At 65.6% G+C, this 20878-nt stretch carries 22 protein-coding genes; 15 read left to right on the top strand and 7 right to left on the bottom strand.

Annotated elements, in window-relative coordinates; translation table 11 throughout:
• Positions 1-180: 180 nt before the first annotated feature.
• The 3 genes from ACFMBG_RS03030 to ACFMBG_RS03040 all read right to left on the bottom strand — a co-directional run bounded on the left by ACFMBG_RS03030 (position 181) and on the right by ACFMBG_RS03040 (position 3193).
• Positions 181-1812: a D-alanyl-D-alanine carboxypeptidase family protein gene (locus ACFMBG_RS03030; RefSeq protein ID WP_421053253.1), complete on the bottom strand. Its 1632-nt coding sequence runs from the start codon at positions 1810-1812 to the stop codon at positions 181-183.
• A 261-nt stretch (positions 1813-2073) separates the two neighbouring features.
• Positions 2074-2400 (bottom strand): hypothetical protein, encoded by a 327-nt coding sequence (locus ACFMBG_RS03035; RefSeq protein ID WP_421053254.1) that lies wholly within the window; start codon positions 2398-2400, stop codon positions 2074-2076.
• Positions 2401-2479: 79 nt separating this feature from the next.
• On the bottom strand, positions 2480-3193 hold the full coding sequence (locus ACFMBG_RS03040) for an HAD family hydrolase (protein ID WP_421053255.1): 714 nt from the start codon (positions 3191-3193) through the stop codon (positions 2480-2482).
• 106 nt (positions 3194-3299) lie between these two features.
• Between ACFMBG_RS03040 and clpS the strand changes: the two genes are divergently transcribed.
• From clpS to ACFMBG_RS03065, 5 genes are all read left to right on the top strand, one after another.
• Entirely contained in the window at positions 3300-3623 is a 324-nt protein-coding gene (clpS, locus tag ACFMBG_RS03045; RefSeq protein WP_261398630.1) for an ATP-dependent Clp protease adapter ClpS, read from the top strand.
• 12 nt (positions 3624-3635) lie between these two features.
• Positions 3636-4625, top strand: a complete 990-nt coding sequence (locus ACFMBG_RS03050) for a class I SAM-dependent methyltransferase (protein ID WP_421053256.1) — start codon at positions 3636-3638, stop codon at positions 4623-4625.
• Positions 4626-4706: 81 nt separating this feature from the next.
• Positions 4707-5513: an SDR family NAD(P)-dependent oxidoreductase gene (locus tag ACFMBG_RS03055; RefSeq protein WP_421053257.1), complete on the top strand. Its 807-nt coding sequence runs from the start codon at positions 4707-4709 to the stop codon at positions 5511-5513.
• A gap of 30 nt (positions 5514-5543) precedes the next feature.
• Positions 5544-6437 (top strand): oxygen-dependent coproporphyrinogen oxidase, encoded by an 894-nt coding sequence (gene hemF, locus ACFMBG_RS03060; RefSeq protein ID WP_421053258.1) that lies wholly within the window; start codon positions 5544-5546, stop codon positions 6435-6437.
• Positions 6438-6617: 180 nt separating this feature from the next.
• Positions 6618-7433 carry a glycoside hydrolase family 25 protein gene (locus ACFMBG_RS03065; RefSeq protein WP_421053259.1) on the top strand — a complete coding sequence of 272 codons (816 nt, stop codon included), beginning with the start codon at positions 6618-6620 and terminating at the stop codon, positions 7431-7433.
• Between the two features lie 130 nt (positions 7434-7563).
• On the opposite strand, the gene hemC is transcribed toward ACFMBG_RS03065, so the two are convergent.
• Complete coding sequence (gene hemC, locus ACFMBG_RS03070; RefSeq protein ID WP_421053260.1) at positions 7564-8523, bottom strand: hydroxymethylbilane synthase; 960 nt, start codon at positions 8521-8523, stop codon at positions 7564-7566.
• 185 nt (positions 8524-8708) lie between these two features.
• On the opposite strand from hemC, the gene hemE reads away from it, so the two are divergent.
• Both hemE and ACFMBG_RS03080 read left to right on the top strand, forming a co-directional pair.
• Positions 8709-9743, top strand: a complete 1035-nt coding sequence (gene hemE, locus ACFMBG_RS03075; RefSeq protein ID WP_421053261.1) for a uroporphyrinogen decarboxylase — start codon at positions 8709-8711, stop codon at positions 9741-9743.
• A gap of 78 nt (positions 9744-9821) precedes the next feature.
• Positions 9822-9974 (top strand): hypothetical protein, encoded by a 153-nt coding sequence (locus ACFMBG_RS03080; protein WP_421053368.1) that lies wholly within the window; start codon positions 9822-9824, stop codon positions 9972-9974.
• A gap of 2 nt (positions 9975-9976) precedes the next feature.
• Here ACFMBG_RS03080 and ACFMBG_RS03085 read toward each other — a convergent pair whose 3' ends face one another.
• Positions 9977-11074 (bottom strand): CaiB/BaiF CoA transferase family protein, encoded by a 1098-nt coding sequence (locus tag ACFMBG_RS03085; RefSeq protein WP_421053262.1) that lies wholly within the window; start codon positions 11072-11074, stop codon positions 9977-9979.
• Between the two features lie 47 nt (positions 11075-11121).
• On the bottom strand, positions 11122-11982 hold the full coding sequence (locus tag ACFMBG_RS03090; RefSeq protein ID WP_421053263.1) for a helix-turn-helix domain-containing protein: 861 nt from the start codon (positions 11980-11982) through the stop codon (positions 11122-11124).
• Positions 11983-12087: 105 nt separating this feature from the next.
• On the opposite strand from ACFMBG_RS03090, the gene pobA reads away from it, so the two are divergent.
• Both pobA and ACFMBG_RS03100 read left to right on the top strand, forming a co-directional pair.
• On the top strand, positions 12088-13269 hold the full coding sequence (pobA, locus tag ACFMBG_RS03095; protein WP_421053264.1) for a 4-hydroxybenzoate 3-monooxygenase: 1182 nt from the start codon (positions 12088-12090) through the stop codon (positions 13267-13269).
• A 91-nt stretch (positions 13270-13360) separates the two neighbouring features.
• The gene (locus ACFMBG_RS03100) at positions 13361-14221 is read left to right on the top strand and encodes a crotonase/enoyl-CoA hydratase family protein (protein WP_421053265.1); all 861 of its coding nucleotides are present in this window, start codon (positions 13361-13363) and stop codon (positions 14219-14221) included.
• Positions 14222-14436: 215 nt separating this feature from the next.
• On the opposite strand, the gene ACFMBG_RS03105 is transcribed toward ACFMBG_RS03100, so the two are convergent.
• The gene (locus ACFMBG_RS03105; RefSeq protein WP_421053266.1) at positions 14437-15111 is read right to left on the bottom strand and encodes an NAD(P)-dependent oxidoreductase; all 675 of its coding nucleotides are present in this window, start codon (positions 15109-15111) and stop codon (positions 14437-14439) included.
• A 194-nt stretch (positions 15112-15305) separates the two neighbouring features.
• Here ACFMBG_RS03105 and ACFMBG_RS03110 point away from each other — a divergent pair, with 194 nt between their 5' ends.
• The 6 genes from ACFMBG_RS03110 to ACFMBG_RS03135 all read left to right on the top strand — a co-directional run bounded on the left by ACFMBG_RS03110 (position 15306) and on the right by ACFMBG_RS03135 (position 20719).
• A complete protein-coding gene (locus ACFMBG_RS03110) occupies positions 15306-15827 on the top strand; it encodes an SRPBCC family protein (protein ID WP_421053267.1) in 522 nt (173 codons plus the stop codon).
• A 122-nt stretch (positions 15828-15949) separates the two neighbouring features.
• Positions 15950-16909, top strand: a complete 960-nt coding sequence (locus ACFMBG_RS03115; protein ID WP_421053268.1) for an ABC transporter ATP-binding protein — start codon at positions 15950-15952, stop codon at positions 16907-16909.
• Positions 16906-17667 carry an ABC transporter permease gene (locus ACFMBG_RS03120; RefSeq protein WP_421053269.1) on the top strand — a complete coding sequence of 254 codons (762 nt, stop codon included), beginning with the start codon at positions 16906-16908 and terminating at the stop codon, positions 17665-17667. Before ACFMBG_RS03115 ends, ACFMBG_RS03120 begins: the two co-directional genes overlap by 4 nt.
• 325 nt (positions 17668-17992) lie before the next feature.
• On the top strand, positions 17993-18790 hold the full coding sequence (locus tag ACFMBG_RS03125; RefSeq protein WP_421053270.1) for a S49 family peptidase: 798 nt from the start codon (positions 17993-17995) through the stop codon (positions 18788-18790).
• A gap of 171 nt (positions 18791-18961) precedes the next feature.
• Positions 18962-19912 (top strand): calcium/sodium antiporter, encoded by a 951-nt coding sequence (locus ACFMBG_RS03130; RefSeq protein WP_421053271.1) that lies wholly within the window; start codon positions 18962-18964, stop codon positions 19910-19912.
• Between the two features lie 30 nt (positions 19913-19942).
• Positions 19943-20719: an SDR family oxidoreductase gene (locus tag ACFMBG_RS03135; RefSeq protein ID WP_421053272.1), complete on the top strand. Its 777-nt coding sequence runs from the start codon at positions 19943-19945 to the stop codon at positions 20717-20719.
• Positions 20720-20878 lie beyond the last annotated feature (159 nt).

The following is a 20878-nucleotide window of genomic DNA, read 5'->3' on the forward strand; positions in this document are numbered from 1 at the left end:
CCCCTTGGCGGCGTTGGGCGTGGCACCGCGCGCCTTGCGCGGTGCCACGCCCAACGGGAGGAGGGGTTTTCGCAAGAAAAGCCTGACGACGGGCGGGAGGATTTGCCCGGTGCCGGACACGCGGCATGAAAAAAGGCGCCGCGGGGGCGCCTCTTTGCTGCGGGTCTTCAGCCGTGCCGGTCAGGACGGGCCGATCGGGTTACAGGTCACGTTGCGGGCGTTCAGGCGGCGGCAAGCCAGTTCCGCCTGCTCCTGGCTCATGCCGAGGAAGTTCGCCTCGAACCCGCGGCGGGTCTTGGCGACCTTGCGCAACGATCCGTCCAGCGTTTCCAGTTCCGACAGCGCGGTGCGCAGCAGCACCTTCTCGGCCTGGTAGCGGCTGGTGAAAAGCCCCACATTAATGCCCCAGTAACGCCCGCCGGAAGTGGACAGGCGGGTGACCACAACCGGTTCCGGCTCGGGTGAGGCTTCCGCCAGCGCCAGGCTGGCCGGGCGGGCGGCGGGCCGCAGGCCGGTAAAGGGCACCTTCTGCACCGCGGCGATGACCGTGGCGGCAGCGGTTGTGTCCAGGACGGCAGGCTCCGGCTCCGCCTCCGCTTCGGCCAGGGCCACGGCGATGCTTTCGCGCACGGCATCCCGCTGCAGGGCGCCCTCAGCGCTCACAGTCTGCACATTCTCGATCTGCTCTTCGGCGGCCTCCGCCGGTGCGGCCTCTGCCTCTGCCGCCGCGTCTTCCGCCGGCGGCGTCTGCAGCGCTTCCTCAAGGGCTGCCACCAGCACCGGCGACTCGCTGGCGCCCGGCCGCAGTTTCGGCCGCAGACTGGTCTCCACCTGGCCGCTCACCCGGATGGTCTTGCCCGCGACCCCGTGCGAGGGGCCGTCATCGGCATCGGCCACCACCACATTGCCGGCCCCCTGATAGGCGGGCCGCTGCGGCTTGCGCAGCGCCGCGCGCGAGGGCGCCCGGCGGAAGCCGAGGTCCAGCAGTTCCGCCACCTTGGCATTGCGCGAGGTGGACGAGCTGCCGCCGAACACGGTGGCGATGATCCGCTCGTTGCCGCGCTTGGCCGAGGCCACCAGGTTGAAGCCCGCCGCCCGGGTATAGCCGGTCTTGATCCCGTCCGCGCCGCGGTAGGCGGCCAGCAGGCGGCGGTTGGTGTTGGGGACTTCGCGGATGCCGGCATGGGTCGAGCGGCGCGAGAACAGATTGTAATACTCCGGGTAATCATACAGCAGATGGCGGCCGAGCGTGGTCATGTCACTGGCGGTCGACAGGTGCCCGCTGGCGGTCAGGCCATGCGCATTCTTGAAGGTCGTGCGGGTCATCCCCAGCGCCTTGGCGGTTCGGTTCATCCGGCGGGTAAAGGCGGCCTCGGAGCCCGACAGCGTCTCGCCGATGGCGGTGGCCGCGTCATTGGCGGATTTCACCGCGGCGGCGCGGATCAGGTAGCGGAAGGCAATCCGCTGGCCGGCTTTCAGCCCCAGTTTCGAGGGCGGCTCGGCGGCGGCATTGCGGGAGATCTTCACCTTGGTGTCCAGGGTGATCTCGCCGTTCCGGACGGCCTCAAACGCGATGTAGAGCGTCATCATCTTGGTCAGCGAGGCCGGGTGCAGCCGGGTGTCGGCATTGCGCGAATGCAGCACCTCGCCGGTCCTGGCGTCGATGACCATCGCCGCATAGGGCGCTGCCTGCACCCGTTGCGGCGCCAGCCCCAGTACCAGAATTGCCAGAAGAAAACCCGCCGCTGCCCATAGGAGACGGGTACGGGAATACCGGCCTGACGCCGGATTGACCTGCGTGATCACTGCCATGTTTGCCTCATGCCGCCGGTTGTCCGGCTGACGTTTCTGCCTGTTAGCAAAAGCGTAACACAGGGTTTACGAGGAATAAACAGCGGCGAAACGGGCTTGTCCGGCGCAACCGTTAAGCAGTGCCGGCATCTAGTGGGCTGCGCGTGCCGGGCCGCTAGATGCAGCGAGTCCTAACAAAAGGTTACCAAAAAAAGTTGCAATCCGCCGGACCGGCCCGGGTTGGGGGCTGCCTTGAACCGGAGGCCGGGCGCCGCGGCGCCCTCAGCCGGCGTGAAAATTGGTCACGTAGAAGGGGGTGGAATAGCTGAGGCCAAGCGAGAATTCGCAAGGCTGGCGCAACTGCGCCTTGATACGGGATTCGAGATCCGCCAGCAGCGCCCTGGAGAACGCCTCGTCCCGGTGCGGCTTGCTCAGCAGCGCGACGCTGACAGTGATATGCGTATGGTGGAACTGATCCGCCGGATAGGCCCGCCCCTTGCAGGCTCCCGCACCGCTGTCGTGCTCCAGGATAACGGCCTCGATCGCGGCGAGGATAGACGGTGCGTCGATCTCCAGATCGCTGGAGTATTTCAGCTCGGCGTGCGGCATGTCCCTCGGTCTCCCTTGCGGTTTGGCAAAGGGATAGCGGCCCCCGGCGGGCACGTCCAGCACCCGCCGGGCAGGGCGGTCAGCCGAGGCCCTCCACCAGGTCCGCCAGCCCGCCGAGATCTTCGATCTCGGTATAGCGCGGGCTGTGGTCCGGGGCGTCGGCGTGCTCGACCTCCCAAACCAGCCCGTGCGGCACATAGGTGCCCCAGCCGCCGGCCTCGATCACCGGCACCACGTCCGAGCGCATCGAGTTGCCGACCATCATCGCACGCACGGCGCCGTCGCCGTGGCGGGCGAAGATGTCCAGATAGACCTCAGGCGTCTTTTCCGAGACCACCTCGACCCCGTCGAACAGCTCGCCCAGGCCGGATTGCGCCAGCTTGCGCTCCTGGTCCAGCAGGTCGCCCTTGGTGATCAGCACCACCTTATAGCGCCCGGCCACGGCCTCCACCGCCTCGCGCGCATGGGGCAGCAGCTCGATCGGGTAGGACAGCATCATCTGCCCGGCGGTGATCAGCTCCTTGATCACCTCGCCCGGCACCCGCTCCTCCGTCACCTCGAGCGCGGTTTCGATCATCGACAGGGTAAAGCCCTTCACCCCGTAGCCATAGCGCCCCAGGTTGCGCTTCTCGGCGTCCAGCAGCCGCCGCTCCAGCTGTTCGGGGCCGATGTCGTCGGGCGTGTGATCCATCAGCAATTCGGCGAATCTTTCCTGGGTGACGCGGAAGAACCGTTCGTTGTGCCAAAGGGTATCGTCGGCATCAAAGCCGATTGTTGTCAAATTACGTGTCAATCTGCGGGTCTCAGTCTCTTTTCCTGAACAGGATAGAGGCTATATAAGCGTCACAGGAAATTCCATGCATCACTGGATCAAATTGCTTATGCCGCTGCAGCCCATAATGATGACGGATCATTCAGACGACGATACCGAAGCTGGTGTCCTGACCAAGACGCGCCCCAAGACCAAACGTCCGCCACGCTACAAGGTTCTGCTGCTGAATGACGATTACACGCCGATGGAATTCGTCGTCATGGTGCTGGAACGGTTCTTTGGCATGACCCACGCGCAGGCTTTCGAGATCATGCTGACGGTGCACAAGAAGGGCGTTGCCGTGGTTGGCGTGTTCAGCCATGAGGTGGCGGAAACCAAGGTGGGCCAGGTGATGGATTTCGCCCGCCGCCACCAGCACCCGCTGCAGTGCACAATGGAAAAAGAAGAATAAAGAGGCCCTTACATGTCTGTCCGCTTGTCCCTGGCCGCCCAATCGGGCGGCTTTGCTGTGCCGTCCGAGGGCCGCATCGCCGTATTCCACCCCCGCGCAGAGCATGACCTGTCGGCGCTGCCCAAGGCGCAGCTGCTGATCGTGCAGCCGTTCCGCCCCGACCACGATCATTTCGCCGGGCAGGGCTATGACTGCGTTCCGGTGCCGGAGGCCGGGGCCGAATACGCTGCCGCCGTGGTCTTCCTGCCGCGGGCCAAGGCACTGGCGCGGATGCTGGTGGCGCAGGCCGCCGCTTCCACCAAGGGCCAGGTGCTGATCGACGGCGCCAAGACCGAGGGCATCGATTCGGTCCTGAAGGACTTGCGCAAGCGCTGCGAGCCCTCCGCGCCGGTCTCCAAGGCGCATGGCAAGGTGTTCTGGATCGAGGGCGGCACGGATCTCTCCGAATGGCAGCCCGAAGGACCGCAGCAGGTTGAGGGCTTCATCACCGCGCCCGGCGTGTTCTCGGCGGACGGCATTGACCCCGCCTCCCGCATGCTGGCGGCAGCGCTGCCGCAGAAGCTGGGCCGCTGCGTGGCCGATCTGGGCGCGGGCTGGGGCTATCTCTCGGCGCAGGTGCTCAAGCACGAGGGCGTCGAGGAGCTGCACCTGGTGGAGGCAGACCATGCGGCGCTGGCCTGCGCCCGCCTGAATGCGGCAGATCCGCGAACGCAGTTCCACTGGGCCGATGCCCACAGCTGGAAAGCACCGGGCCCGGTGAACACCGTGGTGATGAACCCGCCGTTCCACACCGGCCGCGCGGCGGAACCGTCGCTGGGCCAGGCTTTCATCGGCGCAGCCGCCGCGATGCTGGCACCCAATGGCAGCCTGTGGATGGTGGCCAACCGGCACCTGCCTTACGAGACGGCGCTGGCAGAACGCTTTGCCCAGGTGCGCGAGGAGGGCGGCGACAACCGCTTCAAGATCCTGCACGCCGCCAGGCCAAAACGCGGGCGCAAGTAACCGCGCGCCGGGTGAATGCCGGTTTCCAAACCGGCAGGCGCGGTCTAACGTGCGGTCCAAAATGCCTCAGGGAGTGCCCAAATGTCCTTTTCCATCTCCGGCAAGACCGCGATTGTGACCGGTGCCTCCAGCGGTATCGGCCTGGCCATCGGCAAGCAGTTCGCCGATGCCGGCGCCAATGTGATGTTTGCCGACATGCATGAGGCGCAGCTGGTGGCTGAGCTGGGCGAGCAGGCGGACGAAAGCAACATCCGCTATTTCGGCGGCGACCTGCGCGAGCGGCTGACCATCGCCAACCTGCTGTCGGCCACCATCGACGCCTTTGACGGGGTGGACATCCTGGTGAATGGCGCCCGCCAGATGGTGGCCACCGATCCGCTGGACCCGGCCGACGACACCCTGGACCAGCTGATGACCCAAAGCCTGCTGCCCACCATCCGCCTTTCGCAGCAGGTCGCCAAGCGGATGATCAAGCAGGGCGAGGAGAATGAGGACAGCGATGGCCCGCTCGGCAGCATCATCAACCTCTCCTCCATCGCCGCGCGCCGGACCCACCCTGAGCTGATGGCCTATTCGATCGCCTCTGCCGCGCTGGACCAGGCGACCCGCTCCTTGTCGGTGGCGCTGGCGCCGCACCGGATCCGGGTGAACTCGATTGCCTTCGGCTCGGTGATGAGCGCCTCGATGCAGACCACTCTCAAGGACAACCGCAGCTACCGCCAGGATATCGAGGCGCATACGCCGCTGGGCCGCATCGCCTCTCCCACCGAACTGACCGAGACGGCGCAGTATCTGGCCTCCGACGCCTCCAGCTTCATGACCGGCCAGGTGCTGACGCTGGACGGCGGCCGCACGCTGCTTGATCCGGTGGCGGCGCCGGTCCACTGACCTGCCGGCAGAATATGGGAAAGACTTCGCATGACAGCTGAGATGAAAGAAGAAAAGGCCCGGGCCGCTGCCTGGTTCCGGGAATTGCGCGACCAGATCGTCGCTGCGTTTGAGGCGCTGGAGGACAGCCACAGCAAGGGCCCGTTCTCTGACATGGAACCGGGCCGGTTCGAGGTAACGGAAACCAAGCGCACCTCGGACGACGGTTCCGACGCGGGCGGCGGCCTGATGAGCGTGATGCGCGGCGGCCGCGTGTTCGAGAAGGTCGGCGTCAACATCTCCGAGGTCTACGGCACCCTGGGCGAGCGCGCGCAGGCCGCGATGGCGGCGCGCAAGGGCATCCCGGGGATGAAGGATGATCCGCGCTTCTGGGCCTCCGGCATCTCGCTGGTCGCCCATATGCGCAACCCGCATGTGCCGGCCGTGCACATGAACACCCGCATGTTCTGGACCCCGCATGCCTGGTGGTTCGGCGGCGGCTCGGACCTCAACCCTTGCATCGAATACGACGAGGACACCGCGCATTTCCATGGGGTTCAAAAACAGCACCTGGACCCGCACGGGGCAGACCAGTACCCGCGGCTCAAGGCATGGGCGGATGAATATTTCTACATCCCCCACCGCAAGCGCGCCCGCGGGGTGGGCGGCATCTTCATGGATGACCAGAACTCCGGCGACTGGGCGGCCGATTTCGCCCTGACCCAGGACATCGGCCGCGCCTTCCTGCCGGCCTTTGTGCCGCTGGTCGAAAAGCGCCGGGTGCAGGACTTCGATGAGGCCGACAAGGACGCCCAGCTGATCCACCGCGGCCTCTATGCCGAATACAACCTGGTCTATGACCGGGGCACCAAGTTCGGGCTGGAAACCGGCCACGACGCCAACGCGGTGCTGATGAGCCTGCCGCCGCTGGCCAAATGGGTCTGACCCCGCCCAGCCTGTGACACTGCCAGCGCGCCGCCCCCAAAGCGGCGCGTTTTTTCTTGCGGCGGATTTACGCTGATCTGCATTCCTTGGGGCGCGACATTGCGCCGCCCTGCGCTAAGATGAAAGCCAACAGGCAAAGAAAAGAGCGGTTTTCACGAAGCAAGGCAGGGAGCATATCACATGCGCAGACTGGTTCTTGGGGCATTGGCGCTGGCATTGGCAGCAGGATGCGGCAGGCCGCCGGACAGGGCGGTGAGCGCCCCGCAAGTCACCCGCACCGAACCCGCCAATGCGCGGCTGGCAGGCCTCTCCACCTATCCCCGCTTCGGCGATCGCGACCCGCACGATTGGGAAGGCCGCAAGCCCTGGTCCTATCCGGTGCACGGCATCGACGTCTCCCGCTACCAGGGCGATATCGACTGGCACAAGGTGCGCCGCTCCGGCGTGTCCTTTGCCTATATCAAGGCAACCGAGGGCGGCGACCACACCGACGCCAAGTTCCGCGAAAACTGGCGCGGCGCGCGCGCGGCGGGCATGAAACGCGGCGCCTACCATTATTATTACTTCTGCCGCCCGGCGGCGGAGCAGGCGCGCTGGTTCATCCGCAACGTGCCAAAGGATGCAAATGCGCTGCCGCCGGTGCTGGACATGGAGTGGAACCACCGCTCCCGGACCTGCCGCACGCGGCCAGACGGCGCCACGGTGCGGGCCGAGGCGCGCAAGTTCCTCAACATCCTGGAACGCCACTACGGCAAGCGCCCGGTGGTCTACACGACGGTGGATTTCTACCGCGACACCGGCATCGGCCGCCTCAGCGGCACCGAGTTCTGGCTGCGCTCCGTCGCGGGCCATCCGCAAAAGGTCTACCCGGGCAGAAGCTGGAGTTTCTGGCAGTACACCGGCACCGGCCAGGTGCCTGGCGTCGCGGGTGACGTGGATCTCAACACCTTCCGCGGCAGCCCGGAAAGCTGGCTCAGGTGGTCGGGGCAGATCTAGTGGAGATTGAAAGGGGGCTTTGCCCCCTCGCGCCTCAGGCGCTCACCCCCAGGATATTTCCGGCCAGAAGAAAAGCGGCCCCTCAATTCTTCTGGCCCCAAATATCCCGGAGCGCGAGGCAGAGCCTCGCTCAAGCCTTCCAGTCGAAAAAGCCCTTGCCGGCCTTCTCCAGCAGTTTCGCTGCCATTTCCCGGCCCAGCTCCGCACCGTCCTCAACCGGGCAGGTCTGGTCATCGCTGATCGCCTCGGACCCATCCGGCCGCAGCACCTCGCCGCGCAGGCGCAGGGTGGGGCCGTCGAGTTCCGCCAGGCCGGCAATCGGCGTCTCGCAGGAGCCATCGAGCGCCGCCAGGAAAGCGCGTTCCGCCGCCAGCCGCTGGCCCGTCTCATGATCATGGATCGCCGCCAGCATATCGCCTGCGCGGCTGTCATCTGCGCGCCGTTCGATGCCGATCGCGCCCTGCGCCACCGCGGGCAGCATGTCGCTGGTCTCGATCGGATTGGCGGGCACATCGTCCATTGCCAGCCGGTTCAGCCCGGCCATCGCCAGGAAGGTGCAGTCCGCCACGCCCTCGGACAGCTTGCGCAGCCGCGTCTGCACGTTGCCGCGGAACTCCACCACGTTCAGGTCCGGGCGGCGGTTCAACAGCTGCGCCCGGCGGCGCAGCGACGAGGTGCCGACCACCGCGCCCTCGGCCAGATCATGCAGCGATGCCAGCGACGGCGAGATAAAGGCATCCCGCACATCCTCGCGCGGCAGATAGGTGCCCAGCAGCAGCCCCTCGGGCTGCGCCACCGGCATGTCCTTCATCGAATGCACCGCGATATCGATGGCACCCGACAGCAGATCCTCTTCGATCTCCTTGGTGAACAGCCCCTTGCCGCCCAGCTCCTTCAGCGGCTTGTCTGCCGCGATCAGCGCCTGATTGTCGCCGGTGGTCTTGATTACCACGATCTCGAACGCCTCCTGCGGCAGATCGAAGGCGGCGGCGAGGCGGCTGCGGGTCTCATACGCCTGGGCCAGCGCCAGCGGCGATCCGCGGGTGCCGATCTTCAGGGGCGAAGCGGGGGAGGGCAGGGTCAGTGTCATGCAAGAAGCCATAAATCAGTTTGCGTCCCGGTGGAAACCGGTTTTTGCGCATCTCCCACGGGGGCCGCGCGCGGACTTTGACATAGGACAAGGCGCGTTTGCCTGGGCCGCGGCAGATCGCCCCTGCTCTTGACATTCGCCCTCGCAGGCGTGACCTCAAGGGGCGAATGATAGCGAGGAAGACCATGGCCGGACAAAAGAAGCTGCTGCGCGCATTGGCGGGTGAAAAACAGGATGTGCCGCCGATCTGGATGATGCGCCAGGCGGGCCGCTACCTGCCGGAATACCGCGCCACGCGGGCCGAGGCCGGGGATTTCCTGTCGCTCTGCTACAATTCCGATCTGGCCGCCGAGGTGACCCTGCAGCCGATCCGCCGCTACGGCTTTGACGCCGCTATCCTGTTTGCCGACATCCTGCTGGTGCCGCAGGCGCTGGGCGCCGACCTGTGGTTCGTAACCGGCGAAGGCCCGCGGCTCTCGACCATCACCACCGAAGCGGATTTTGCCAAGCTGGGCCCGGCGTCCGACATTCACGAGACGCTGAACCCGATCTATGAAACCGTCCGCATCCTGTCGCGCGAACTGCCCGCGGAAACCACGCTGATCGGCTTTGCCGGCGCGCCCTGGACCGTGGCCACCTATATGATCGCAGGCCGCGGCACCCCGGATCAGGGGCCTGCCCATGCCCTGCGCGAGGAAAACACCGCCCTGTTCGAGGCGCTGCTGGCGCGCATCACCGAGGCCACCATCGACTACCTCTCCAAGCAGATCGAGGCCGGCGCCGAAGTGGTCAAGATCTTCGACAGCTGGGCCGGTTCGCTGAAGGGCGAAGCGTTCCAGAAATACGCGCTGGAGCCCTGCCGCCAGATCACCCAAGCGCTGAAGGAACGCCACCCGGGCATCCCCGTCATCGGCTTCCCGCGCGAGGCGGGCGAGAATTACGTGGGCTTTGCCAAGGCAACCGGCGTCGACTGCGTGGCGCTCGACAACTCGGTGGACCCGGTCTGGGCCGCCGCCAATGTGCAGGTGGACGGCTGCGTGCAGGGCAACCTCGCCTCCCGCCACATGGTAACCGGCGGGCAGGAGCTGGTGGACGAAACCCGCCGTATCGTCGAGGCCTTCAGGAACGGCCCGCATATCTTCAACCTGGGCCACGGCATCACGCCGGATGCGGACCCGGACAATGTGCAGCTGATGATTGATACGGTCCGCAACGGCTGATCTTGTGTTATCCATGAAGATGCGGCAATAGCCGCATCTTCGGATACATCCAGAGGTCTCACGATGGACTACAGCAGAATGGGCGGCGCCCGCGCGGGCAGCAACAAGCCTCGTCATTCGGAACACAATGCCAAGGGCACCAAGAAAAATCCCTTTGGCAAGCAGGCGGACAAGACCGAGCTGCTCAAGCGGATGAAGGCAGCCGCCGAGAAGGCCAAAAAAGAAGACTGAGCTTACTCCCGGTCCAGCTCCGCCAGGATTTCCTCGCTGTGCTGGCCGCGATGCGGGATTTCCGGCGGCGTCCATTCAGGCTGGCCGGAAAACCGCGGGGCAGGGGCGGCTTGCAGCATGCCCTGCTCTTCAACCCAGGTGCCGCGGGCGTTCATCGCATGCGCTTGGGCCTCCTCCGGGTTCAGCACCGGGGCCACGCAGGCATCGCTCCCCTCGAACAATGACGCCCAGTGATCGCGCGGCTGGCTGGCGAAGATGCCGGCAAGGCGGCCGGTCAGCGCGGGCCACTTGGCTTTGTCGAACTGCTGCTGGAATTTTGCATCTTCTGCCAGTCCCAGCTTTTCCAGAAACAGCGCATAGAACTTCGGCTCCAGGCACTGCACCGAGACATAGCCGCCATCGGCACAGGCATAGGTGCGGCTCCAATGCGGCCCGTCGAGCAGGTTTGCTCCACGTGTAACGCCAAAGTTTCCGGCCTGACGGATGCTCATCAGAAGGTTCATCATATGGGCCGAGCCGTCATAGATCGCGGCATCAACCACGCATCCTTTGCCGCTGGACTGCGCCTTGAGAATGCCCGCCAGCATCCCCGCCACCAGATACATCGCGCCGCCGCCGATATCGCCGACCAGAGTCGCAGGCGTCAGCGGCACGTCGCCGGGGGCGGAGGCATACCACAGTGCGCCTGACAGCGAGATGTAATTGAGGTCATGCCCCGCCGCATGGGCCAGCGGGCTGTCCTGGCCCCAGCCGGTCATCCGGCCATAGACCAGGCCTGGGTTCACCGCGTGGCAGGCCTCGGGGCCCAGGCCCAGCCGCTCCATCACGCCGGGGCGGAAACCCTCGATCAGACCATGTGCGTTTTTGGCAAGTTTCAGGAAGGTCTCCGCATCGGCAGGGTCCTTCAGGTCCAGCGTGATCGACCGCTTGCCGCGGTCCAGCAGCGAGCTTTCCGGCATCCCCGGTGTACGGCCCGGTGTACGGGGGGTGTACGGGCGGTGCACGCAGATCACCTCCGCCCCGAGGTCGGCCAGTGTCATCGCGGCAAAGGGGCCGGGGCCCAGGCCCTCGACCTCCAGAATGCGGATCCCGTGCAGCATTTGACCTCCCCTTTTCCAGCGTGCGGCAAGAGGCAGTCTGCTCCGGCTCAGCCGCTTCCGGCAAGCTGCTGGCGGAATTTCCGTGGCGGCATTCCGGTGCCCCTGGCAAACATCCGGCTGAAATGGGCCGGATCGTTGAATCCCAGTTCATAGGCGATCTGCGCCGCGGTCAGGTTGGTATAGATCAGCAGCCGCCGCGCCTCCCGCAGCACCCGGGCGCTGACCAGCGCCGAGGCCGGCTGGCCGGTGGCCTGGTGCGCGATCCGGTTCAGATGGGTCGGTGACACCGCCAGCTCATCCGCGTATTCCGCCAGCGGGCGGCGCAGGCGGAAGTCGCGCTCGACCAGCGCCTCGAACCGGGCAAACAGCGTGCTGTGCTGCGCCTGTGCAGAGGTTTCCTGGCCGGCGGCAATGGCACGCGCAGCCGCAGCGGTAAGCGAAAGCGCCAGTCCGCGAAGCATCTGCGCCCGGCCGAAGTCGCGGCGGCCGTATTCTGTGAAAAGCTGCTCTGCCAGATCCTGAAGCCCGTCAGGCAGCGGCAGCACAGCAGGCAGATCCAGCAGCGCCCGCACCCCTTCGCCGGGTGTCAGGTTCTGGTCCAGCAGATCGGAGGTCAGGGTAATCACCCAGCCTCCGGTGCCGCTGCCAAACCGGAACCCATGCACCACGCCGCGGGGCACATTGATCAGGCAGGGCGGGCTCAGCTTATGTCTGTTTCCGTCAAGTTCTGCCTCTCCCTCCCCGCTGGTCAGCACCAGTAGCTGATGCAGCCTGGCGTGCCGGTGCGGCCGTAATTCCCAGTCATGCAGCTCTGAACGCGCCCTTATCGTCTCTACATGCAGCACATCCGCCAGTTCGGCGGTTTCGCCAAACAGGTTGTAGCTGTCGATGCGGGTTGAGGGATTCATGTGCGAAATATACAAGAAGTGGCGCGCTTGGTCCATTCGCAAACTTGCGCTGCCGGCGCATAATTCCCCTTGCACGAAAACACCAAACGATCATGGGGAACGCGCATGTCCACGCATCAGACGCAGGTTGTCATCATTGGCGGCGGGCCTTCCGGGCTGCTGCTGTCGCAGCTTTTGCACCGCAAGGGAATCAGCTCGATCGTGCTGGAGAAGCACACGCGGGAACACGTGCTGGGCAGGATCCGGGCCGGCGTGCTGGAGCATGGTTTCGTCAATCTGATGCGCGAGGCGGGCTGCGGTGCGCGGATGGACCAGGAGGGCGAGATCCACGAGGGCTTCCATATTGCCCACCAGGGGCAGCTGGACCGGATAGATCTGGCAAAGCACACCGGCGGCGAGACGGTGATGGTTTATGGCCAGACCGAAGTGACCCGAGACCTGTATGAAGCGCGCGACGCCATGGGCGGGGCGGTGATCCACGAGGCGCAGAATGTGCAGCCGCATGCGCTGACCGACGCGCGTCCCTTTGTGACCTGGGAGCAGGACGGCGAGGCGCAGCGGGCCGAGTGCGATTTCATCGTCGGTGCCGATGGCTTCCACGGGGTCAGCCGCAAGTCGATCCCCTCGGATGTGCTGAAGGAATGTGAAAAGGTCTATCCCTTTGGCTGGCTTGGGGTTTTGTCGGAAACGCCGCCGGTAGCGGAGGAGCTGATATATGCCCGCCATGAGCGCGGTTTTGCCCTATGCTCGCTGCGCAGCCGGGTGCTGAGCCGGTATTACATCCAGGTGCCGCTGACCGACCGGGTGGAGGATTGGAGTGACGAGGCTTTCTGGGAGGAGCTGAAGCGCCGCCTGCCGGAAGAGGTCGCGGCTGGCCTGCAGACCGGCCCGTCGATCGAGAAATCCATCGCGCCCCTGCGCAGTTTCGTGGCGGAGCCGATGCGCTATGGCAACCTGTTCCTGGCGGGGGACGCGGCCCATATCGTGCCGCCCACCGGTGCCAAGGGGCTGAACCTGGCGGCCTCGGATATCCACTACCTCTATCACGGGTTCCTGGATCATTACCTGAAAGGCGACAGCGCCGGGCTGGACGGCTATTCGGAAAAGGCGCTGGCGCGGGTCTGGAAGGCGGAGCGGTTCAGCTGGTGGATGACCAACCTGCTGCACCGGGCACCGGAGGGCTCCGAGACCGACCTGCGGCTGCAGCGGGCGGACCTGGACTACCTGTTCTCCTCGGATGCGGCGCAGGCCTCGCTGGCGGAGAATTACGTCGGGTTGCCATACTAACCGGCAGCCGCCTGGCGGGCTGACGCTGCGTCGGCCCGGCTATGCGGGGCGCGCGGCCTGTGGTCTCCTTTGCGCAGCAGAGGAGGAGCCCATGTCCACGGTGCTATACGAGAAAGACGGCCGGATCGCGCGGATCACGCTAAACCGGCCCGAGGTGATGAATGCCATCAATGACGAGATGCCGCGGGATCTGGCCGCGGCGGTGGCGCAGGCGGATGCGGACCCGCAGGTGCATGTGATGGTCCTGTCCGGCGCGGGCGAGGGGTTCTGCGCGGGCTATGACCTCACTTATTATGCTGAGGGCAACGGTAGCGGAGAGGTGACCCAGCCGATGCCCTGGGACCCCATCAAGGACTACCGTTTCATGTGGGAGAACACCCAGGCGTTCATGTCCCTGTGGCGGGCGGCCAAGCCGGTGATCTGCAAGGTGCACGGCTTTGCGGTGGCGGGCGGGTCGGACATTGCGCTCTGTGCGGACCTGACGATCATGGCGGAGGATGCGGAGATCGGCTACATGCCCGCGCGGGTCTGGGGCTGTCCGACGACGGCGATGTGGGTGTACCGGCTGGGCGCGGAGCGGGCCAAGCGGATGCTGTTCACCGGCGACCGGATCAGCGGCAAGGAGGCGGCGGAGATGGGTCTGGTGCTGAAGGCGGTTCCCGCGGAGCTGCTGGACGATGCGGTTGAGGAGATGGCGGCGCGGATGGCCACGGTGCCGGTCAATCAGCTGGCGATGCAGAAGCTGGTGATCAACCAGGCGATCGAGCAGACCGGGCTGATGCAGACCCAGCGGCTGGCAACGATCTTTGACGGCATCACCCGCCACTCGCCCGAGGGGCTGAATTTCAAGGCCAGGGCGGAAGAGGCGGGCTGGAAGCAGGCGGTGCAGGAGCGGGATCAGGGCACTTACGACTGGACTTCCAATGAGGAACTCCCCAGGCGCAACTGCTGACCGGAGCAGGGGCGCTACTCCCGCGCCTTGGCCATGCATCGCAGATGCAAGGCAGAGCCTTGGGCCCGGCGCCGTGCTGACGCACGGCGCGGTGCCTCTCTGGAACGGGCGTTCTCTCAGCCCCGGGAGGCGGATTATTCCGGCGCGAAAGTGTTCCAGCGCAACCGCAGCGCGCGGAGCGCGCTGCCCGGCCCAACGCCGCCCAAGGCCCAGCGTCAGCCGGCCGCCAGGGCGGGGGCGGGAGTGCCCCAGGCGACTGTCAGCCTTTGCCGGACGCCGCGCGGGTTTTCCGCCAGGTCCAGCAAGGCAGCACCGAAATCGGCAAAGGAGATCTGCGACACACCTTCCGCATCCGTCACCAGCGTATCGGTGCCGAACCGGTAGCGGCAGGTCTGCGGACCCTCGGTCAGCAATGCGGGCGGTCGCAGGCAGGTCCATTCCGTTTCGGTCTCCGCCTCCAGCAGCGCGTCCTGGGCGGCACAGGCCTCGGCAATCGGACGAACGCTGTCCGGGAGAAATCCCGGCGCGCTCAGCACCGTATGACCGCTGCCATCGGCCAGCTTCAGGAGCGCGGCGCCGCCCGTCACCAGCACCGGAATGCCTGACAGCCGGGCCGCGTCAAGCGCTGCGCGGGTCAGCGGCACCAGATCGTCCTCCCGCCCCGCGGGCGGCCGCAGGGCGCTGATCGCCAGATCATGTCCCATGGCAGCCTCCGCCGCGGCCTGCGGACCGGCGAGCAAGTCCAGCGGCAGCGGGGTGACCAGGGGGCTGAGAGCAGCCAGCGCTTGCGGCTTGCGGGCCACCGCCGTGATCTGGTGGCCGCGCGCTACTGCCGCTCTCAGGGCTGCGCCGCCTGCATCACCGGTTGCGCCAAAAAGGATGATCTTCATGGGTGGGTCCTTTCATTTATCTCGACATCAAGATAATAGGCAATAAATCTTGACGTCAAGATGAATTTTGAAAACTCCGGCAGCTGGCCCTGGGCATCTGCCCCCGGCATTCCCGCCATTCCAGGCTTGGCAGGGCAGGACCGGGCGGCTAGGTCTGGGGGAGCACACGACACAGCGCCAGGGAGGCCCAGCCCATGCAGATGAGTGACCAGAAGGAAATCGCCGCCGATCCCGCAACCGTCTATGCGGCGCTGCTGACGCCTGAGGTGCTGCAGGCCTGCGTGCCGGGGGCGCAGGAGGTGACTGGCACCCCGCAAGAGGGGTTCGAGGCCACCGTCACTCAGAAGGTCGGCCCGGTCAAAGCCACCTTCAAAGGGCAGGTCACCCTGTCGGATCTGGTGGAGAACGAGAAGCTCACCATCAGCGGCGAAGGCAAGGGCGGGGCGGCCGGCTTTGCCAAGGGCGGCGCCATCGTGACGCTGGAACCCTCGGAGACCGGCACGCTGCTGTCGTATGAGGTCGAAGCCAAGGTCGGCGGCAAGCTGGCGCAGCTGGGCAGCCGGATCATCGACGGTTTTGCCAAGAAGATGGCGGACCAGTTCTTTGCCAACCTGCAGTCTCATCTGGCGCCGGAACCTGCTGAGAGCGACAGCAGTGAAGAGGCGGGCGAGGGCGAAAAGAAGGGCTGGTTCAGCAAGGTGACCGGCCGCGGCTGAGCCCGCCTTCACCCCTGCGCAGGCGCACATGCCAATCTGCGGCCCGATTTGCGGCACGGGGCTGGCAGATGCGGCACGCCGCCGCTAGGGTGGCCGGGATTTGAGACCATCCCGGAGGCACCATGGCGGCCATCCTGTCCATCCGCGATCTGCGCAAAGTTTACGACGGCGGTTTCGAGGCGCTGAAAGGCGTCTCGCTCGACATCGAAGAGGGCGAGATCCTGGCCTTGCTCGGCCCCAATGGTGCGGGCAAGACCACGCTGATTTCAACCATTTGCGGCATCACTACCGCGACCTCGGGCAGTGTCAGCGTGGGCGGTTTCGACAACGTCTCCAAGTTCCGCGCGGCCAGAGCGCTGATCGGGCTGGTGCCGCAGGAGATCACCCTGGAGCCCTTTACCAAGGTGCTGGACACGGTCACCTTCTCCCGCGGTCTGTTCGGCAAGGCGGCCGATCCGGACCTGGTTGAGGAAACGCTGCGCAAGCTGTCGCTGTGGGAGAAGCGGGACAGCCGCATTATGGATCTTTCGGGCGGCATGAAGCGGCGGGTGCTGATTGCCAAGGCGCTGGCGCATGAGCCGCGCATCCTGTTCCTGGACGAACCTACTGCGGGTGTGGACGTCGAGCTGCGCAAGGACATGTGGGAAATCGTCCGCGAGCTGAAGGCCGGTGGCGTGACCATCATCCTGACCACCCATTACATCGAAGAGGCAGAGGCGATCGCCGACCGGGTGGGGGTGATCACCGGCGGCGAGCTGTTGCTGGTCGAGGAAAAGGACCGGCTGATGGCCCGGATGGGGCAGAAACAGCTGGAAGTGCAGCTGACCGAGCCGGTCAGGGTGATCCCGGAGGCGCTGTCGCAGCACAATCTGCAGCTGGTCAACGGCGGCGGCGGGCTGCTTTACACCTATGACACGCGGGCGGAGCGGACCGGCATCACCACGCTGCTGAACGATGTGGCCCAGGCCGGCCTGGTGCTGGCGGATGTGCAGACACGGGAGTCCAGCCTGGAAGACATCTTTGTCGGCCTTGTCTCCGGCGGGCCGGCATCAAAGGGCTCAATTCCGGGAGACGCAGCATGAACTGGACCGCGGTTGCCACCATCTACAAGGCGGAAATGGCGCGGTTCTGGCGCACTTTCCTGCAAAGCTTCATCTCTCCGGTGCTGTCCACCTCGCTGTATTTCGTGGTGTTCGGCAGCGCCATCGGCAGCCGCATCCAGGAGGTCGACGGGGTCGAATACGGCGCCTTCATCGTGCCGGGGCTGGTGATGCTGTCGGTGATCACCCAGAGCATTTCCAATGCCTCCTTCGGGATCTATTTCCCGAAATTCATCGGCAACATCTATGAAATCCTCTCGGCGCCGATCAATTTCCTGGAAGTGGTCGCGGGCTTCGTCGGGGCGGCGGCCACCAAGTCGCTGTTCATCGGTGTGGTGATCCTGTGCACGGCCTCGCTGTTTGTGGACCTTTCGGTCCAGCATCCTGTTGCAATGGTGGCCTTCCTGGTTCTGACCTGCCTCAGCTTCTCGCTGATGGGGTTCATCATCGGCATCTGGGCGGGGAATTTCGAGCAGCTGCAGCTGGTGCCGCTGCTGGTGGTGACGCCGCTGGTGTTCCTGGGCGGGTCCTTCTATTCAATTTCGATGCTGCCGCCGCTGTGGCAGACGATCACCCTGTTCAACCCGGTGGTCTATCTGGTGTCGGGATTCCGCTGGGCGTTTTTCGGCCAGGCCGATGTGCCGGTGCTGCTGAGCCTCTGTGCCATTGGCGGCTTTACCCTCGCCTGTGTGGCGGTGATCTGGTGGATCTTCAAGACCGGCTGGCGCATCCGGGCCTGAACCGGCACGCGGTGCAGCAGGGGAAGGCTCCCGCCCGCTCCGGACGCCCGGAGGGCGCCCCTCCCGGTTGGGCCCGGCACGCTGCGCGTGCCGGGGGGTGCGCGTGTGGCTGGTGTCATGCGCCGCGCGGCAGCGCGGCGCCCGGCCCAACGGGAAGGCTGCAGCTGCAAGCTGCTGTCCTGACGGGCGGGAGCGTTTCCGGCGTATCAACAAGGCGCAAACCAGCGTTGCATTTATGCCCGCGGACGTGCGGTTTTTGCGTTTCACCGTAAATCCCCGGACGGCGCACCTTGTTTCAAACCGGGCGGCCCTCTACATCGGCGCCATGAGATTTCGCCTGCCTTTCCTGAAAAGACAGCCGCTGGTGGCGGTGGTGCGCCTGAATGGCGCCATCGGAATGCCCGGCCGCGGCTCGCTCAGCGACACCGCGCTGGCCCCGATCCTGGAGCGTGCCTTCCGCAAGGGCAAGCCCGCCGCCGTTGCGCTGGAGATCAATTCCCCCGGCGGCTCGCCGGTGCAAAGCTCGCTGATCGGCGCCCGCATCCGCCGCCTGGCGGAAGAGCTGGACATCCCGGTCTATGCCTTCGTCGAGGATGTCGCGGCCTCCGGAGGCTACTGGCTTGCGGCCGCCGCGGATGAGATCTGGGCAGATGCCAGTTCGGTGCTCGGCTCGGTCGGGGTGATCTCGGCCGGCTTTGGCGCCCATGTGCTGCTGGCCCGCCAGGGGGTGGAACGCCGCGTCTATACCGCGGGCGAGAGCAAATCCATGCTCGACCCGTTCCGCCCGGAGAAACCCGAGGACGTGCAGCGCCTCAAGGTGATCCTGAACGACATCCACGCCAACTTCATCGACCACGTTACCGAACGGCGCGGCGCCAAGCTGAAAAACGACGAGAACCTGTTCACCGGCGAGATCTGGCTGGCGCGGCGGGCTGAGGAGCTGGGGCTGATTGACGGCATCGGCCACCTGAAACCCAAGATGCAGGAACGCTATGGCGAGAAGGTCCGCTTCCGCCGCTACGGCCTGAAAAAGCCGTTCTGGAGCCGGTTCGGCATGCAGGTTGCCCAGGACGCGCTGGCCGGGATCGAGGAACGTGCCGAATACGCGCGTTTCGGGCTCTGACGTGCTGTTCAAGATCGTTGCAATCTTTCTGGCGGTGATGGCCGTGCTTGCGATGTTCGGCAAACTTCGGTTTCCCGGCCAGAAGAAAATCAACTCGAGGCGCTGCCCCTCCTGCGGCCGGTTCAGGATCGGCAAGGGGCCCTGCGCCTGCAAGACAGGAGGTCGCGGCAAATGATGCCATGGCTGTATTCGGCACTGGGCCTGGTGATTCTGCTGCTGGCAGGCGATGCGCTGGTGCGCGGCGCGGTGAACCTCAGCCTGCGGCTGGGTGTGCCCGCGCTGATCGTCAGCCTGACCATTGTCGCCTTCGGCACCTCGGCGCCGGAGCTGCTGATCGCCATCAATGCCGTGCATGAAGGCGCCGACGGCATCGCGATGGGCAATGTGGTCGGCTCCAACACCGCCAACATCCTGCTGGTGCTTGGCATTCCCGCGCTGTTGCGGGCGCTGCACACCAGCGAATGCAGCACCCGGCGGAACTACATCTTCATGCTGGGCGCCTCGGTGCTGTTCATCGGCCTGGCCTTCAGCGGCACCTTCACCCTGTGGTCGGGCCTGATCCTGCTTTCCGCGCTGGCCGGGGTGCTGGGCGTGGCATTCCGTGACGCCCGCAACCACCGCCGCAACGGCTGCGCCGCCGAGGCCGATCTGGAAGACATCGAGGAAGCCGACCCGGACATGCCCTATTGGCGCGTCGGCACCTATTTGCTGCTGGGCCTGGTCGGCCTGCCGCTGGGTGCCGATCTGCTGGTCGACAACGCCTCGATTATCGCCCGTCTTTACGGCATCAGCGAAACCGTCATTGGCCTGACCCTGGTGGCTGTGGGCACCTCGCTGCCGGAACTGGCCACCACCGTAATGGCCGCGCTGCGCCGCCAGGCAGATGTGGCGCTGGGCAATGTGATCGGCTCCAACATGTTCAACCTGCTGGCCATCATCGGCATTGCCACATTTGTCGGCCCGATCAGCGTCGATCCGGAGTTTCTGCAATTCGACCTCTGGGTGATGCTCTCGGCCTCGCTGCTGCTGATCCCCTTCGTCTTCTTCAAGCAGGATATCACCCGGATCTGGGGTGTCATTCTCAGCGCGCTTTATCTGGCGTATATGGCTGCGCTGTTTTAACACTTTGCCTGCGGCAGCAGGGAGGCGCAGATGCGGGCATTGGTGACCGGAGCGGGTAGGCGGCTGGGCCGGGCGATGGCCCTGGAACTGGCGGCGCGCGGCCATGACGTTGCCGTCCACTATGCTACCTCTGCGCAGGACGCCGAAGATACCGCCGGGGAAATCCGCGCTATGGGCCGCCAGACGGCGGTGCTGCAGGCGGATCTCCTGGACGAGGCCGAGGCCCAGGCTCTGCTGCCCCGCGCGGCGGCGGCGCTGGGAGGGCCTGTCACCTGCCTGGTCAACAACGCTTCGGTGTTCGAGCATGACACGCTGGCCAGCGCCACGCGGGACAGCTGGGACCGCCACCTGAACAGCAACCTGCGGGCCCCCTTCGTGCTGCTGCAGGCGATGGCGGCGCAGGACGTGCCGCTGGAGCGGGATGCAAGCGGCGAGCCGCGCGCCTGGGGGCTGGCGGTCAACATGATCGACCAGCGGGTGCGCAAACTGACGCCTGAATTCATGAGCTACACTCTGGCCAAATCGGCGCTGTGGACACTGACCCGGACCGCTGCCCAAGCGCTGGCGCCGCAGATCCGCGTCAACGCCATCGGCCCGGGGCCGACCCTGCAGGGGCCGCGGCAGAGTGAAGGGCAGTTTGCGCGCCAGCGCCAGGCCACGATTCTGCAGCGCGGCGCCGATGCGGAGGACATCACCGCGGCGCTGGCCTATTTGCTGCAGGCAAAGGCGGTGACCGGCCAGATGATCTGTGTGGACGGCGGTCAGCATCTGGGCTGGCAGACCCCGGACAGCGACGGTTTGGAGTGACGCAAATGGGGCCAAACCGGTCCCATTCCTGCAAGTTTTGCACCGGTTCACATGCCGTTACGGAAGCGTTACAAAAGTGCCTTTATTTTCAGAACCTTGACAGGCCTGGCAAAAAGTTTCTCAATAAATCAGCGCGTTAACAAAGCGCCTAAATTTTAG

The sequence above is a fragment of the Leisingera coralii genome (assembly GCF_049056525.1).
GTDB lineage: Bacteria > Pseudomonadota > Alphaproteobacteria > Rhodobacterales > Rhodobacteraceae > Leisingera > Leisingera coralii.